Source organism: Plantibacter flavus (genome assembly GCF_051487245.1).
GTDB lineage: Bacteria > Actinomycetota > Actinomycetes > Actinomycetales > Microbacteriaceae > Plantibacter > Plantibacter flavus_B.
On sequence record NZ_JAHVDH010000004.1, the window covers coordinates 271,493 to 288,042 of the forward strand.

The 16,550-nt window shown below is 67.1% G+C and carries 10 protein-coding genes; 4 read left to right on the top strand and 6 right to left on the bottom strand.

Annotated features, from left to right (window positions below; genetic code table 11):
* Positions 1-118 precede the first annotated feature (118 nt).
* Both KXS11_RS11560 and KXS11_RS11565 read left to right on the top strand, forming a co-directional pair.
* The gene (locus KXS11_RS11560; protein WP_437385734.1) at positions 119-1,855 is read left to right on the top strand and encodes an ABC transporter ATP-binding protein; all 1,737 of its coding nucleotides are present in this window, start codon (positions 119-121) and stop codon (positions 1,853-1,855) included.
* Between the two features lie 2 nt (positions 1,856-1,857).
* Positions 1,858-3,933, top strand: coding sequence for an ABC transporter ATP-binding protein (locus tag KXS11_RS11565; RefSeq protein WP_437385735.1), 2,076 nt, complete (start codon positions 1,858-1,860; stop codon positions 3,931-3,933).
* 61 nt (positions 3,934-3,994) lie between these two features.
* On the opposite strand, the gene KXS11_RS11570 is transcribed toward KXS11_RS11565, so the two are convergent.
* Positions 3,995-5,758, bottom strand: coding sequence for a NosD domain-containing protein (locus KXS11_RS11570; RefSeq protein WP_437385736.1), 1,764 nt, complete (start codon positions 5,756-5,758; stop codon positions 3,995-3,997).
* Between the two features lie 84 nt (positions 5,759-5,842).
* Between KXS11_RS11570 and KXS11_RS11575 the strand changes: the two genes are divergently transcribed.
* The gene (locus tag KXS11_RS11575; RefSeq protein ID WP_437385737.1) at positions 5,843-6,949 is read left to right on the top strand and encodes an acyltransferase family protein; all 1,107 of its coding nucleotides are present in this window, start codon (positions 5,843-5,845) and stop codon (positions 6,947-6,949) included.
* Positions 6,950-6,979: 30 nt separating this feature from the next.
* On the opposite strand, the gene KXS11_RS11580 is transcribed toward KXS11_RS11575, so the two are convergent.
* Together KXS11_RS11580 and KXS11_RS11585 are read right to left on the bottom strand one after the other, a co-directional pair.
* Complete coding sequence (locus KXS11_RS11580; RefSeq protein WP_437385738.1) at positions 6,980-8,053, bottom strand: hypothetical protein; 1,074 nt, start codon at positions 8,051-8,053, stop codon at positions 6,980-6,982.
* A 31-nt stretch (positions 8,054-8,084) separates the two neighbouring features.
* Entirely contained in the window at positions 8,085-8,543 is a 459-nt protein-coding gene (locus tag KXS11_RS11585; RefSeq protein ID WP_437385739.1) for an NUDIX hydrolase, read from the bottom strand.
* Between the two features lie 96 nt (positions 8,544-8,639).
* On the opposite strand from KXS11_RS11585, the gene KXS11_RS11590 reads away from it, so the two are divergent.
* Positions 8,640-9,644, top strand: coding sequence for an aldo/keto reductase (locus KXS11_RS11590; RefSeq protein ID WP_437386020.1), 1,005 nt, complete (start codon positions 8,640-8,642; stop codon positions 9,642-9,644).
* Between the two features lie 690 nt (positions 9,645-10,334).
* Here KXS11_RS11590 and KXS11_RS11595 read toward each other — a convergent pair.
* The 3 genes from KXS11_RS11595 to KXS11_RS11605 form a co-directional block, all read right to left on the bottom strand.
* Positions 10,335-11,225, bottom strand: a complete 891-nt coding sequence (locus tag KXS11_RS11595; protein WP_437385741.1) for a hypothetical protein — start codon at positions 11,223-11,225, stop codon at positions 10,335-10,337.
* A gap of 597 nt (positions 11,226-11,822) precedes the next feature.
* Complete coding sequence (locus tag KXS11_RS11600) at positions 11,823-12,632, bottom strand: TIGR04255 family protein (protein ID WP_437385742.1); 810 nt, start codon at positions 12,630-12,632, stop codon at positions 11,823-11,825.
* Between the two features lie 362 nt (positions 12,633-12,994).
* Positions 12,995-16,468: a bifunctional proline dehydrogenase/L-glutamate gamma-semialdehyde dehydrogenase gene (locus tag KXS11_RS11605; protein WP_437385743.1), complete on the bottom strand. Its 3,474-nt coding sequence runs from the start codon at positions 16,466-16,468 to the stop codon at positions 12,995-12,997.
* Positions 16,469-16,550 lie beyond the last annotated feature (82 nt).

Here is a 16,550-nt window from a genome sequence, read left to right on the forward strand (position 1 = left end):
CTCCCGACCGCCTGCGCAACGCTCGGGGGCACTGGGCCAGCATCCACACCACCCAGCTCCATCTCCTCGTCCCGGACACGCCATCCGTCCAGGACACGAATCGACAAAAGGACCTCACGTGGCCCTCCTCTCCCTGACCCTTCGACATGCCAAGCCGTACACGGCTTGGATCATCGCGGTGTTCGTGTTGCAACTCGCCTCCACGATCGCCGCCCTCTACCTGCCGAGCCTCAACGCCCAGATCATCGACAAGGGCGTCTCCACCGGCGACACCGACTTCATCTGGTCCACCGGCATGACGATGCTCGTCGTGTGCTTCGTGCAGGTCATCACTGCCATCGGCGGCGTGTACTTCGGCGCCCGCACCGCGATGGCGATCGGCCGCGACCTCCGCAGGGACGTGTACCGCAAGGTGGACTCGCTCGGCGCCCTCGAGATCAGCGGCTTCGGCAGCGCGACGCTCATCACCCGCGGCACGAACGACGTGCAGCAGGTGCAGATGCTCGTCCTCATGACGCTGAACTTCATGGTCTCCGCCCCCATCATGTGCGTCGGCGGCATCATCATGGCGCTTCGTGAGGACGCCGGGCTCTCCTGGCTCGTCTGGGTCTCGGTCCCGATCCTCTTCGTCGTCGTCGGCTTCCTCGTGTACCTCCTGATGCCGCTGTTCCGCGTCATGCAGGACCGCATCGACGGCATCAACAGCGTGCTGCGCGAGCAGATCATCGGCATCCGGGTCGTGCGGGCCTTCGTCCGCGAGCCCTTCGAGTCGGAGCGCTACGACCGAGCCAACGAGGCCCTCACACGCGTCTCGGTGAAGGTCGGCAACATCTTCGTCCTCATGTTCCCGGTCATCATGATGATCCTGCACCTCGCCACGGCGGCCGTGCTCTGGTTCGGCGGCCACCGCGTCGACGCCGGGCAGATGCAGGTAGGGTCGCTCACCGCGTTCCTGCAGTACCTCCTGCAGATCCTCACCTCGGTGATGATGGGCGTGTTCATGGTCATGATGATCCCGCGCGCCGTCGTCTGCGCCGAACGCATCCAGGACGTCCTCGACACCGAACCGAGCCTCGTCGTTCCGACGGATGCCGACGTCCGGGTCCCGACGGCGGGCCGGGTCGAGTTCACCGGCGTCACCTTCGGCTACCCGGGTGCCGAGCGGCCTGTCCTGTCGGACGTCACCTTCACGGCTGAGCCGGGGAAGACCACGGCGATCGTCGGCTCCACGGGTTCCGGCAAGACGACACTGCTCTCACTGATCCCCCGCCTCTACGATCCGCAGCAGGGCCACGTCACCATCGACGGCGTCCCGGTGTCACAGCTCACCCGCCAGCAGATCGCCGGCGTCGTCGGGCTCGTGCCCCAGAAGCCGTACCTGTTCTCCGGGACGATCGCCTCGAACCTCCGCTTCGGACGTCCCACGGCGGACGATGACGAGCTCTGGGAGGCCCTGCGGGTCGCCCAGGCCGAAGACTTCGTCCGCGCGAAGCCGAAGATGCTGAACGACGGCGTCGCCCAGGGCGGCACGAACGTGTCCGGCGGTCAGCGACAGCGACTCTGCATCGCGCGGGCGCTCGTCGCCCAGCCGCGCGTGTACCTGTTCGACGACTCGTTCTCCGCGCTCGACGTCTCGACCGACGCCCGCCTGCGCGAGGCCCTCGGCGACTCCACGGCCGACGCGACGGTCATCATCGTCGCTCAGCGCATCGCGACCATCCGCGAAGCCGACCACATCATCGTCATGGACGACGGCAGCATCGTCGGCCGTGGCACCCATGACGAACTCATCGAATCCAACGAGACGTATCGAGAGATCGTCCAATCGCAGCTCGCTGTGGAAGGGGTGGCGTGATCATGGCCCGTTCACCACGTGACAAGCGTTCGTCGGACGCGCCCCAGGCGCCAGAGCTCGGTGCGGTGGAGGAGGAGCTCCTCACCCCCGAGTACGTCCCGAGCGAGTCCGACGGCGACATGTTCGGCGGGACGCCCGCCAAGAAGGCCGAACAGTTCTGGCCCTCCGCCAAACGGCTCATCGGACTGCTCGCCCCCGAGAAGGTGAAGATGAGCATCGTCGTGGCCCTCGTGGTCGTGTCGGTCGTGCTCACCGTCATCGCTCCGAAGATCCTCGGCCAGGCGATGGACGCGATCTTCAACGGCGTCATCGGCTCGCAGCTGCCGGCCGGCGCGACCCTCAGCCAGGTCGTCGATCAAGCCCGCGCCTCGGGCAACGACCAGTACGCGGACATGCTCGAGAAGTCGAACATCACGCCCGGCCAAGGCATCGACTTCACCCTGCTCGGACGACTCATCATCATCGTGCTCGCGATGTACATCGTCGCGTCGGTGCTCAACTGGGCGCAGGGCTACATCCTCAACGGGCTCGTCATGCGGGTCGTCTACCAGCTGCGCCAGGACATCGAGCGCAAGCTCAACCGCCTGCCGCTCAGCTACTTCGACACCCGCCAGCGCGGCGACCTGATGTCGCGCGTCACGAACGACGTCGACAACATCCAGACGGCACTCCAGCAGGCGTTCTCGCAGCTCGTGCAATCGGCACTCACGGTGCTCGGCATCACGGCGATGATGTTCATCGTCTCCTGGCAGCTCGCACTCATCGCACTCATCGCCTTGCCGCTCTCGGCGATCATCGCCGGAGTCATCGGTTCCCGCTCGCAGAAGCTGTTCACCGCGCAGTGGAAGAACACCGGGTCGCTCAACGGCCACATCGAGGAGTCGTTCTCGGGGCTCGAACTCGTGCGCGTCTTCGGGCGCGACAAGGAGATGCTCGCGGAGTTCGACGAGCGCAACGAGAAGCTCTACAAGGCGGCGTTCGGAGCGCAGTTCGTCTCGGGCATGATCATGCCCGCGATGCAGTTCGTGTCCTACCTGTCGTACGTGCTCATCGCCGTCGTCGGCGGTCTGCGGGTCGCATCGGGCCAGATGACCCTCGGAGACGCGACCGCGTTCATCCAGTACTCGCGCGAGTTCTCGCAGCCGCTCGGGCAGATCGCCGGCATGGCGAACCAGCTGCAGTCCGGTGTCGCATCGGCAGAGCGCACCTTCGAGCTGCTCGACGCCGACGAGCAGGACCCGGAGACGGTCACCGCGAAACTGCCTGAGCACACCGACGGCCATGTCGAGTTCGAGGACGTGTCGTTCAGCTACACCCCCGAGAAGCCCCTCATCGAAGGACTCTCGTTCTCGGCGCAGCCCGGACACACGGTCGCGATCGTCGGCCCGACCGGCGCCGGAAAGACCACCCTGGTGAACCTCGTCATGCGGTTCTACGAACTCACGGGCGGCCGGATCCTCCTCGACGGCGTCGACATCACCTCGCTGTCCAGGGCGGAACTCCGCTCGCAGGTCGGCATGGTGCTGCAGGACGCCTGGCTCTTCGAGGGCACCATCCGCGAGAACATCCGCTACGGCCGACTCGACGCCACCGACGAGGAGGTCATCGAGGCCGCGGAGGCGACCATGGTCGACCGCTTCGTCCGGCAGCTGCCCGACGGCTACGACACGGTGCTCGACGCCGAAGGCGGCAGCGTGTCGGCCGGTGAGCGACAGCTCATCACGATCGCCCGGGCGTTCATCGCGAAGCCGAAGCTCCTCATCCTCGATGAGGCGACCTCGTCGGTCGACACCCGCACCGAACTGCTCGTGCAGCACGCGATGGCGGCGCTCCGCAGCGACCGCACCTCGTTCGTGATCGCCCACCGGCTCTCGACGATCCGCGACGCCGACACCATCCTCGTGATGGAGAACGGTCGCATCGTCGAGCAGGGTTCGCACGAGAAGTTGCTCGACGTGAACGGTTCGTACGCCGAGCTCTACCGCACGCAGTTCCGCGGCGGCGAGCAGGCGCAGGCTGAGTCCGGCGCGCCGGCCGATCAGCTGAACGACCAGGCGGAGCACGCACCGCGGAGCTGATCCGCGCAGCATGTCCGACGGCGGGCCTGCTTCCGAGCCACTCGGGAGCAGGCCCGCCGTTTCAGGTGAGGGTGGCGGACCGCCACGTGCCCTGATCGTTGACCCACAGCTTGCCGTTGCCGACGAGGAGGTCGCCGGACGCGCCACCGTACGGCCGCGCAAGCCCCATGTGGCGCGTCGACAGGTAGCTCGTCTGTGGTTGGGCGTTCGCGTGCGCCGTGTTGTTCGACTCCCAGCGGTTGCCCTGGACGACGGAGCGGCCCGTGGTGCCGTAGGTGTCGAGGCCGTACTCGCACTCTCTGGCGGTGTTCCCGACGATCGTCGCGCCGCCCGTGCAATTGACCACGGCCACGCCGACGCGGATCCGGTCGATCCGGTTGCCGGTGATGACGATCGAACCGGCTCCCTGGTGGTGCAGTCCGAAGCCGTTCGTCACCGCGGCTCCGGTGATCGAGTTGTCCGTCAGCATCGCGTCGACGCAGTGGTATGAGAGGACCCCGCCGACGACGCCGGAAGCCAGACTGACCGTGAGGCGGTTGCCCGACACGGTGGGCCGGACGGCGCGATCCAGCACGATGCCGTTGGGGCAGGTGCCGTCTGCGATGCGGACGATGTTGTCGGAGACGACCGTGTCGGTCGCGCCGACCGGACTGTTGGATCCGGGCAGCACGGCGGCCGACAGGGAGATCGCCGCCGCAGCGTCGCCACGGATCTCGATCTGGTTGGCCTCGACGGTGGCTCCCTGAACATCCCGGTAGATCATGATGGGGCATCGCGACGGTTTCCACGCCGAGCCGGGATGCTCAGCGGCCGTCCTCGTCCACCGCACCGTATTGCCGACGACAGCTGTCGCCCTCGTGTCGATCAGGGCGATCCCCCACCAGGTGGCATCGGACACGGTGTTCGCGACGATGACCGAATGACTGACTCCTTCGAGCACGATGCCGCGCCTGAACGGCCCGGTCACGACGTTGCCGGTGAAGGTGATCAGCGCGTCCGCCCACGGACCGGGGTCGATCGCGTAATCGGGCAACGATTCAGCGTGGATGCCGATCCGGGCGTCTGCGCCGGAAGCCGCCGTCACGATGTTGCCGACGACGCTGGCACGGGCACCCCAGATGGTGATGCCGTCGCCTCGGTCTTCGCCCGCCGATGAGCCGGAACCGGACCCGCCGCCCGCACCCGTGACGTTGAGGACGTGGCAGCCCGTGATCACGACACCGCCGTACTCACCGAACGGGCGGTTGATGATGCCGTTCTGGAAACCGTCGACGGTGACGCCATCGATCACGACATCGCTCGCGTGGATGTCGATGCCGACGTTGCGCTCACCGGAGGTGGACCCAGCTGGCCCGGTGTAGGTGATGCGGACCTCACTGACCGTGGATCCGGCCGCGATCAGTTTCAGGGCAGGAGCCGACTCGATGCCGCCGACGAAGCGCAGTTCTCCACCGCCACGGAGATCGATCCGCCGGTCGATCCTGATCGTGCCGTCGAGTGCGATGACGTCGCCGCCACGGACGACGACCGTGCTGTCCGCGGGGAGCGCGGCGAACCACGCCCGGACGGCGGCGGTGGACACGGATGCACCGGTCGGGTCGATGCCCTCGCCCGCGAGGACATGCTCGCCGCGGGGCTCGGCGAGCGGTGGGACATCGGCGTCCGGCACGCCTGCAGGCTCAGGCTCGGGCCCTGAAACCGGCTCCTCCGGTGGCCGTGGACTCGGCTCTGGTTGCGGGTCTGGATCGACCCCTGCTCCGCCGTCGCCGTCGGGCGGCGTCTCGGGTTCAGCCACGGTGCGGGTGATGAGCGTTGTTCTGTCCACAGATACAGGATACAGATACATGAGGTGAAAAAGCATCATAAGCTGAAGCATCGGGAGAGCGGCTCCCGCCCGCCGGAGGACGCCATGCCACCACTGCGACAAACCGATGCCTCCAATGCCACCGGGTCCGCCCGACGATGCCTCGACGCCTTCGCCGGCGCACGGGCACTGGCCGCCTGGTGGGTCGTCTTCTCCCACTCATGGGAGTGGCTGTCGGGCGTCCTCCCCGAGCTCGCCTGGCTCGCCCCGTTCGCACACACCGGTCTCGCGGTCGACTTCTTCTTCATCCTCAGCGGGTTCACCATCGCCGAGGCCTCCATCGATCGCACCTGGACGACTCGCAGGTACCTCGGCTACCTCAGGAACCGCCTGGCCCGCCTCTATCCCGCACACCTCGCAGTGCTCCTCCTGTTCGTCGCGCTGTTCGTCGGCGGCGCCCTCGTCGGGATCGAGGCCGATGAGGGCGCGTTCCCCTGGCTCGGCTTCGCCGCCGAACTCACCCTCACCCGCGCCTGGTTCGGTGACGCCCTGTGGTGGAACGCGCCGGCGTGGTCCCTCTCCGCGCAGCTCTTCGCATTCCTCGTGTTCCCTGCGGTCGCGGTCGCGTTCCGCGGGCGGCTGCGGCGGACGACACCGCTCCTCCTGATCGCCGTGATGCTCATCATCGTCGACACCGCTGCGGCAGCGACCGCACCCTCGGCGATGAACGGCATGGCCTGGCCGGTCGTGCGCGTCCTGTGCGGCTTCATCGTGGGCGTCTGCGTCGCGCTGGGGACCAGGCAGCTCCCGCGCACTCCGGTCGCCGCGTGGGTCGCCGCCGGTGGCGCCCTGGGCCTGCTCGCGGCCGCCGTCATGCTCGAGCCCGGCGCCCCACGCGCCTGGGCCGCAGTCACCTTCGGCGCGATCGTCGTCGCCGGACTCGCCACCGCCTCGCCGCGGTCGACGCGGCTCCTCCGCAACCGCGCCGCACGCATCCTCGGGGAGCTCGCGTTCAGCACCTACCTCGTGCACCTGTTCGTGATCATCGTGCTCGCGAAGACCATCGAACCCGCGACCGTCACTGGCGCTCCGCTCGTACTCCGAGCAGCGGTCCTCATCGTCTGGTTCGGATCGATCCTCGGAGCAGCGTGGCTCCTGCACACGATGGTGGAGAGCCCGGCACATCGGAGGTTCTCACGCCGGATGCGGTGAGGCGCGCCCGGTTCGACCACGCGGTCGCGCTCAGTGCACGGGTCGCTGTGCCGCCCGGAACCCGTTCGCGAGCCGCTCAGGCAGACGCAGCACTGCACTCACGAAGCCGAGCACCATCACCGCGACCGCGGTCCACAGGAGCAGCCAGCCGGTGGCGGTCGGCGGGCCGAGCAGCATCGCCGCCGCCACGTCGCCAGCACCCCCGGGGATCGCCGTCGAGACCGCGATGCCGAACGCCAATCGAGCAGCGCCGAGGGCGAGGAGGAGGAGACCAGCGGACAGCGCGACGCCGATCGCCGCACCGGCGACCACCCGGCTCGGATTCCGCCGCCCGATCCACAGCAGCAGCACGCCGAGGATGAGGAGCGCGACCGCCGCCCACGGCGTCCAGTCCGCCACAGACTCGACGACGCGGATCGCAGAGAGCACTGGAGCGACCTCATCGGCAGGCACGACGTCGACCACGCGGTCCACGTCCGGGATGAGCGCCGCGAATCCGAAGCCGGCGTCCACCAGCCAGGTTCGCGTCGCCGCCACGATCGGGCCGAGCTGTACCCCGAGCCCCTGCTCGGCGGAGACGGCGACCACCGCACCGTCTGCCCCCGCGAGGCCGTCGGCGAGCTGCTGATGCGTCACTCGGAGCGCCTCGGTCCAGGCCGTTGCGAATGCCGGAGAGGCGGCGAACTCCGCCACGTTCCTGCGGAGCACCTCGCGGAGCGCGTCCGCAGCCTCCCCACCGATGGCCCCGAGGACGTCGGTGATCATGGGCGGCAGCGCGAGTGCCGCTGCGAGGTCCGCCGGGCTGGCGGCTGCTGCATCGAGGTCGACCTGGCTCTCGAGCGCAGCCAGTGCCTGCTCGCCGAGGAACTCCTGCACCGACGGCTCGGCCGCCAGGGGCGCGAGCGTGTCGACGAAGGTGTCGGTGTCGCTGAGGAGGGCATCGGCCCAGGTGCTCACGACGGCGACGGGCACGAGCAGGGCGCCCAACACGAGGGCCACCGTGCCGAAGAAGCCCCACCAGGCGGCACCCCGCCGCTCCGAGAGCTCGACCGCCTCGAAGGCCAGGAAGTCGTCGTTTGCGGCGGTCGTCGATTCGCTGGTCACCCGCCCGAGTCTACGAGTGGTCGGGATTCCGTCAGGCTGTCGGCTGACTGGGCGATCGACGAACCGCATAGGCGGCGACCGCTGTACTCGTGGAGACCGTCACGTGCTCGGGGAGATCGTCCAACGAGAACCAGCCGAGGCCACTGTGCTTGTCCGGCTCCCGGAGAGCGGGTTCGCCGATCGCAGCCTCCGCCAGATACACGGGCGAGATCCAGTGCTGGTTCAGCCCCACCTCGAAATGGTCGACGACGCAGAGGAGGTCGACCGGGCCGAGGTCGAGACCGGTCTCCTCCTCCACCTCGCGCCGCACGGCGTCCTCGAGGCGCTCCATCCAGTCGACCTTCCCGCCGGGGATCCCCCAACTGCCGGCCTCGGGTGCGCGGCGACGTTCGAGGAGCAGGATGCGCCCGTCACGGATGATCGCCGCGCCGCAGCCCGAGCGGGGACGGCGCGCCTCGTCAGTGGATGGTGTTGCGGAGGAGGACGACACGGCTTCACGCTAGTCCACGGCGAAGGGTTCCGGCCGTGAACGATCACGGTACGCTTGCTCCGGCAGCACGACGATTCGATGAAGAAAGCGCAGATCATGGCCCACGAACCAGCCGAGACCCGTTACGACGACATGAGCTACCGGCGCGTCGGCCGCAGCGGACTGAAGCTCCCCGCCCTGTCCCTCGGCCTCTGGCACAACTTCGGTGAAGCCCGCAGCATCGAGACGCAGCGGGCCATCGTGCGTCGCGCCTTCGATCTCGGCATCACCCACTTCGACCTTGCGAACAACTACGGGCCGCCGGCAGGTTCCGCCGAGACCGCCTTCGGCCGGATCTTCACCGAGGACCTCGCCGCGCACCGCGACGAGATCATCATCACCTCGAAGGCCGGCTACTACATGTGGCAGGGGCCCTACGGCGAGTGGGGTTCGCGGAAGACCATGCTCTCGTCGCTCGACCAGAGCCTCTCGCGCATCGGCGTCGAGTACGTCGACGTCTTCTACTCGCACCGTCCCGACCCGGAGACGCCGATCGAGGAGACCATGGGCGCGCTCGCGACCGCCGTGCAGTCGGGCAAGGCACTGTACGCGGGCATCTCGAACTACTCGCCCGAGCAGACGGTCGCTGCCGCTGCCGCGCTGCGGGAGTACAAGGTGCCGCTGCTCGTCCACCAGCCGCGTTACTCGATGTTCTCCCGCGAGGTCGAAGACGGCCTGCTCGACACCCTCGACGAGCTGGGCCTCGGCGCGGTCGTCTTCAGCCCGCTCGCGCAGGGCATGCTGACCGACCGGTACCTCGGCGGCGACGTGCCGGCCGACTCACGTGCGGCGACCAGCCACTTCCTCAGCGAGGACTCGATCACCGGCACCTACCTGGAGCGTGCCCGCGGCCTGCAGGCCATCGCCGAGGAGCGGGGCCAGACCCTCGCGCAGCTCGCGCTGTCGTGGGTCCTGCGTCGCAACACCGTCACCTCGGCGATCATCGGTGCGAGTTCCGTCGCGCAGCTGGAGGGCAACTACGCGGCCATCCACCGTCTCGACTTCGACGACGCCGAGCTCGCCCGCATCGACGAGTTCGCCGTCCACGGCACCCTCCGCTAGTCGGCTCGCCCCCTCGTTCCCGTTGTTATTGCCCTAACTCAGGAAGCGCTCGGCGCGTCGCGCAGAACGCCCCGGCGTGTCATCGCGACACGCCGGGGCATTCCTGAGTTGGGGACCGAACAGACAGCGGGGCTACTCCTGCAGATCTTGCGAATGTCGCCTGGCGGACACCGCGCTCCCCGCCCAGGCGAGCCCGTAGCCGATAGAGGCACCGATGAGGACGGGTGCGAACGCGCCAGGAATCGCGGTCCATGCGCGACCTCCTACAACCGCCTGAATCACGAATGCAATGAGCGTTCCGAACACCGTCAGAGCCCAGAGCAGTCCGATGTACTTGCGGGACGCCCTCGGATCCTTCCAATCGAGCCGTTTCCCGCAACGCTGCACTCGAGAAGCCATCTGGATAAAATATTCCACATATCCCCTCCTGTGCGAAGGGAGGACTCACTTGAAACGCCCGGCCCGCCCGCAACTATTGAAATCCGACGCATGGTGAACGGGGAGCCGTCCATCGCGGTGACATCATCGGATAGGCACACACGCGGCGCCGAGCATGTCACGAGGCCCCAGTTAGCGGCATTACAACCTAAGGGCAGTTTGGCTGAGAGCGGGAGGCCAGCGGGATCGGCCTGCAGCGGCGACAGAGGACGTAGCTTCCACTTAGTTGCCGAGGGCCATCCCGGGGCTTCCCTAATTAGAAAGCGGAAGGGGCGATGACAGATGCGATAAATCGAGTTCATCAGAGCGCCGATACTGCGCCATGGTGAATTCGGTCTCGTCTGCGATAGATACCACGACCGAAGCCAGTGCCCCTTTGACACCCGCCGTTCCAGCCATAGGTCCCGCGGGAGTGATAATATCCTGAACTAATTCGGCAAATCGCCACCACAGGGCATTACGTTCCTCCTCCGCGGGTCGAGCCTTATCGACCGGAAACAAGCGATCAGATACGCCCGGGATCGTCCTCAGAGGCTTCTCCTCCGGAAGGGCGAGGCTCCAATCGTCGTGATCATCCGGAGCGATTGGGAGTTCGCCCGCTTCCAAAATTAGGAAGAGCTCCATCGATGCCCCGGTTCTGGACCAGTCGTCAGCTGCCACTCGAATTTCTGAGATCGCCTCGATTGCCCGGCCCAACGGGCTGGTGGCCTTGCCTGCCTTGCTGATCACGAGGTCGCTCAGATTTTTCAGCCAAGGTACGACCTCGTCCGGCAGAGCTAAACGAGAGAATCGACGCCCGACCCGGTGCGCGAACTTGCGCTGTTCCGCCCACCGCTCGTCAGGTATGGAACGCTCGACCGTCAGATCCAGCGCCTCCGTCTTGGGAATAGAAGAGATCACCTCAAGGTCGGCGAAAAGACCCCCTACGTCTCCAGTAACGGGCACCCACCGAGGGCGCTTGCCTCGCAGCACTTCAGCTGCGGTATTCGCGTTCAGACGCACCGCTTGCGCGACCGTTATGTTCGGCCTGTCGGCCAGAACAAGGTCGCAGGTTTGCGAGAGGATGACTACGTGCTCCGGGCACGCCACAAGCCCCGACCCGACGTGAATCTCGCGCAAATGGAGAATGTCAGCTTGGCGCAAGTTCCTAGAGAATGCGTCAAGACGTTCGTTGCCCTCCACGCTCAGCTCGGGTCCAGCATGGCATCCAGGGACGCGACGCGGGGCTTCGTCTCCGCGTATGCACCTACGGCCAGCTTCCTGAACGCACTTAGAGGCGACTCGCCAGAGTCGTCCGGGCCGACAAGTTTCCGACGGACGTCGTCAGGCTGCCCCGACCCGACGCCTGTCAGCAGCTGATCGAACTCCTCGAGAAGAGCGGTGTTCACAGCGCTCAAATTACCGCCAGAGGCCCAATGGTGAGCGGCTCGTCGAGAAACGTTGAATGCCCTCGCGAATTGATCCCAAGTCAGGCCTGACAGCTCGCGCATGCGCTTCACCTTCGCCGCCGCTGATTCGTAAGCGCGTGGCGCCGCAGCCGCCGGAGCGACCACGACGATCGAGGTTGCGTTAGCCGAGCTCGGCAGCGCCGCGGGCGTGCCCAGCAAGACAGACGTCGCCGTCGCTGCACCCACGAATAGGAACAGGAACGGAGCACTCCTAGTGGGCTCCGCGTGGTGCACGTAAGCACTGTTCGTGCCCCCCGTTACACGCATCGGAGATGCGAGGGTTGTGAGCACTTCAACCCCCAAATCTCTCGATGAACGAATCTTTCACAGACCAACGGAAGAAGTTGTAGGCCAGTCCGGTGAGCCCTTCGAGCCGCTCTAGCAACTGCTCTGGCACAAAAGCTGTACGGCCCTCGTCGTACGCGTCAAGATCCAGAATCCAGCTCTCGGAAGGTACCGCAATCAAACTTGCATCGTGCGTGGAGTTTGGCGGCATAAACCCCCACTTAGCCAAGAGGGTCCCTCGGCCTGACCGAAAAAGAGACTCACTGAACGAGTGGACCAACTGCACGTGGTCGGGAGCAGGTACGGCACCAGCCCCCAACACCGTGGCCTGGACCAGGTTCGCGAGGTCGTCATAATCCGGCCGCTCACTAATGCGGTTGACATACCTCCATCCGATGCGCTGAGCAGCAGGGAGGCTTGTGAGTTCCGAAACGACGTCTAGGATTCGCGCGAACCGTTGCGTCATGTCCTCCCGCGACGTGTAGGCCTCACGGTTCTCAAGAGTGATGAAGGTCGGAGCGAAATAGACGCTCCACGCGTCATCGACCGAGACCCATTGCCGGATCACCGGCGCAGCCTGCGGCCGCACCTGGCCCGTAAGCGTGTCCAGTTCGAACGCAATCCCTTGACCAACCGGGCTGAGCGGGTACTGATCGGACAAACTTGTCCCGATCTCGTCCGCTACGGCGGAGAACCGTGTTGAGAGGAGCGTGTGCTCGGGCCACTGGACCTGACAGAGCACTCGGACCAAAGGAGCGCGGTCGAGATGAACTTCTGCGTGGTCACGGGCAAACGGTCCTTCAGGCTCAGTCGTCACGCTTCACATTCTACTTCACACTACGCACGTCGACCGAATTTTGTCTATTGAACTTCAGTGCCCGACTCAGGATAGCCACGACAGAACACGTACCTGAGGAGCAGACGACTGCGGACATCGTGCGGTCTCCCGGGCAAGATTACACGCGCCTCCTCGTCGGGCCGGCGGCAAGCCTCACCGATCAAGGCCTGCCGCGGGCGGAGCACATCGCCCAGCGCGAGCGGCTGGGTAGCGGTGCAGGCGCGCAGGTCGCCCACCCGGGCCTCACCCTGCGCTCATCCCACGTTCGTCACTCAGGAAGCGCTCTGCGCGGCGCGCAGAACGCTTCCTGAGCTAGGGACAGGGCGAAAGGGGAAAGGCGATCAGATGATGTCGTCCGACAGGTGGTTCGGCGTGCCGAACCGGTGCGCGGTGATGGACACGGCCTGCTCCTGGAGGAACGGCAGCATCTCGATACGACCGGCCTCGGTGACCCGGCCCGCGTAGATCGCGACATCAGGGCTGCCGGACGTCGCGTGGGCGACACCCTCCGGCGTCCCTCCGATGATGCGGATGCGAGCGCCCGCCTTCGTCCCGACGAGTGCCTCGGCGGTCACGAGCCAACGGTCCTCGCTCTCGACCGTGACCGACCGGGCGATCGACTCGACAGCCGCCGCCAGGCCTGCCGGGAGGGCGACGGCGGACGACACCTGCACGACGCCGCCTGACGCCGCACCGGCCGCGACCACGCGCACCAGATCCGCGACCGAACCGCCGTCGACGAGACGCACGTGCACCTCGCGCGGCATGTAGCGGAACACGTTCCGCTCTGCCGTCAGCTTCGAGACGTCCTTCGCGACACCGAACTCGTCCGCCCATGCAGCGGCGTCGCTCGCCACCGCGCGACGCACGGACGCGAACTCGTCTGCCGAGAGCACCGCGTCCGCAGCGCGCAGCAGGGCCGCGACCGCAGGCTTCGGGCCGCGACGCTCAGCCGAACGACCGACCGTGCGCTCGGCCGTGCTCTCCGCAGACGACCACGAACCCAGGCCGATGAGGTAGTTCGGGCCGCCGGCCTTCGTGCCGGCACCGACGGCCGACTTCTTCCAACCGCCGAAGGGCTGACGCTGCACGATCGCACCGGTGATGCCACGGTTCACGTACAGGTTGCCGGCCTGGATGGTGTCGAGCCACACGTCGAGCTCAGCCGGGTTCAGCGAGTGGAGGCCGGCGGTGAGGCCGTAGTCGATCTCGTTCTGGATCGCGATCGCCTCCTCGAGGGTCTCGGCGGTCATGATGCCGAGGATCGGACCGAAGTACTCCGTGAGGTGGTACTCGGAGCCGCGGGCGACTCCGGCGCGCACGCCGGGACTCCACAGCTTGCCGGTCTCATCGAGCTGCTTCGGCTCCACGAGCCACGACTCACCAGCGGCGAGCGTCGTGAGCCCACCGAGGAGCTTGCCCTTCGCGGGCTCGATGATCGGCCCCATCTGCGTGGTCGGGTCGACGGGGTAGCCGACCTTCAGCGAGGTCACCGCGTCGACGAGCTGGTGCCGGAAGCGGCGTGAGGACGCGACCGAGCCGACGAGGATCACGAGCGACGCCGCGGAGCACTTCTGCCCGGCGTGACCGAACGCTGAGGCGACGACGTCCTTGACGGCGAGGTCGAGGTCGGCGCTCGGAGTCACGATGATGGCGTTCTTGCCCGAGGTCTCGGCCAGCAGCGACAGTTCGGGGCGGAAGGAGCGGAACAGCTCGGCCGTCTCGTAGCCACCGGTGAGGATGACGCGCTCCACCGCCGGGTGCGAGATGAGGCGCTCACCGAGCGAGTTGTCCGCCAACTGCACGAAGCGGAGGGCGTCGCGGGGCACCCCGGCCTCCCACAGAGCCTCGATCATGACGGCGCCGCTGCGGCGAGCCTGTCGGGCGGGTTTGATGATGACCGGTGAACCTGCGGCGAGCGCCGCGAGGGTGGAACCGGCGGGGATGGCGACCGGGAAGTTCCAGGGCGGGGTGACGACGGTCAGCTTCACGGGGCTGAAGGTGGCGCCGTCCATGGTGTCGAGTTCGCGGGCGCGCTCGGCGTAGAAGTGGGCGAAGTCGATCGCTTCGGACACTTCGGGGTCGGACTGGTCGAGCGTCTTGCCGGTCTCGGAGGCCATGACCTCCATGAGCTTCGCGCGGTGCTCCTCGAGCACGTCGCCGGCGCGGTGCAGGATGACCGCACGCTCGGCGCCGCTGAGCGAGCCCCAGGAGGATCCGGCTGCCGTCGCACCGTCGATGACCGCGTCGAGCGCTTCGGTGCTGTCGACGACGGAGGCGGCGACCGTGTCGTCGCCGAGCGTGGAGGCCTCGACGCGAGTGAGGATGTCGCGACCCCAGACCCGGTTGGCCGGCAGCGACGGGTCGGTGTCCGGGGTGTTCGCGAAGGCGTCGATCGGGGACGCGGCAGCGGGCTTCGTGCGGTCCTGCTGGCGGTTGGCCGGCGGGACGTGGTCGTCGAGCTCGGCGAGGGAGGCGAGGAAGCGCTGCTGCTCGCGGGCGAACAGGGTCTCGTTCTCACTCAGCTCGAACACGGCGGACATGAAGTTGTCCTGGCTCGCGCCCTCCTCCAGGCGGCGGATGAGGTAGGCGATGGCGACGTCGAACTCCTGCGGGTGCACCACCGGCGTGTAGAGGAGCAGCTCGCCGACGTCGCGCTTCACGGCTTCGGCCTGACCCTGCGCCATGCCGAGCAGCATCTCGAACTCGACCCCGCGCTCGACGCCGCGCTGCTTCGCGAGCAGCCAGGCGAAGGCGATGTCGAAGAGGTTGTGACCGGCGACACCGATGCGCACGTTGTCGATGCGGTCGGGGTGCAGGGCGTACTCCACGACGCGCTTGTAGTTGGTGTCGGATTCCTGCTTGGTGGACCAGGTGGCGAGCGGCCAGTCGTGGAGCGACGCTTCGACCTGCTCCATCGGCAGGTTCGCGCCCTTGACGATGCGGACCTTGATGCCCGCGCCGCCCCTGGCACGGCGCCCGGCCGACCACTCCTGCAGGCGGATCATCGCGGAGAGCGCGTCGGGCAGGTACGCCTGGAGGACGATGCCGGCCTCGAGGTTCGTGAACTGCGGGAGGTCGAGGAGCTTCGTGAAGACCGCGATCGTGAGGTCGAGGTCCTTGTACTCCTCCATGTCGAGGTTGATGAACTTCGCCGGGCTGGCCTTCGCCGCACGTTCGAAGAGTGGCGTGAGGCTCGTGACGACGTGTTCGACGGCCTCGTCGAACGCCCAGACGGAGTGGGGGCTCACGGTGGAGGAGACCTTGATCGACACGTAGTCGACATCGGGGCGGGCCAGGAGCTTGTGCGTGCCCTCGAGGCGACGTGCGGCCTCGGAGGTGCCCAGCACGGCCTCGCCGAGGAGGTTGACGTTCAGCCGTGTGCCCGGCGTCTTGATCTTCGCGATGGCCGGGCCGAGCTTCTGGTCGGTCGCGTCGACGACGAGGTGCCCGACCATGTTGCGCAGGACCTTGCGGGAGATGGGGATGACGACGCCCGGGAGGATCGGGGCGAAGAACCCGCCGCAGCGGACGGCGGCCTTGAGGTACCACGGCAGGAAGGTGGGCACCTTGGGGGCGATGGTCTGGAGCGTGCGTGCGGCGACACGGAGGTCTTCCGGGCGCACGACACCGTCGACGAAGCCGACCGTGAACTCCAGCCCTGTCGGGTCCTTCAGCACACCGGCGAGCTGCTGGGCCGAGGCGTCGGCGGGGATGGTCGAGGCCGTGGTGAGCCAGCGGCGGACGAGGGCGATGGCCTCGGTGGCGAGGGCGTCGCGGTCGAGCTCCTGCGCCTGGTGGGTGGTGTCGGTCATGGTGACAGTATCCGTGGCGCAACGCATAAGATACAGCGAAGGTTTTCGATGAATATTCATCGGCTGGGCCGAATGATTGGAG

Bases quoted from the DNA above. Each gene is read 5' to 3' on its own strand.
- KXS11_RS11565 (WP_437385735.1), top strand. From the start codon at position 1,858: ATGGCCCGTTCACCACGTGACAAGCGTTCGTCGGACGCGCCCCAGGCG.
- KXS11_RS11575 (WP_437385737.1), top strand. From the start codon at position 5,843: ATGCCACCACTGCGACAAACCGATGCCTCCAATGCCACCGGGTCCGCC.
- KXS11_RS11590 (WP_437386020.1), top strand. From the start codon at position 8,640: ATGGCCCACGAACCAGCCGAGACCCGTTACGACGACATGAGCTACCGG.
- KXS11_RS11605 (WP_437385743.1), bottom strand. From the start codon at position 16,468: ATGACCGACACCACCCACCAGGCGCAGGAGCTCGACCGCGACGCCCTC.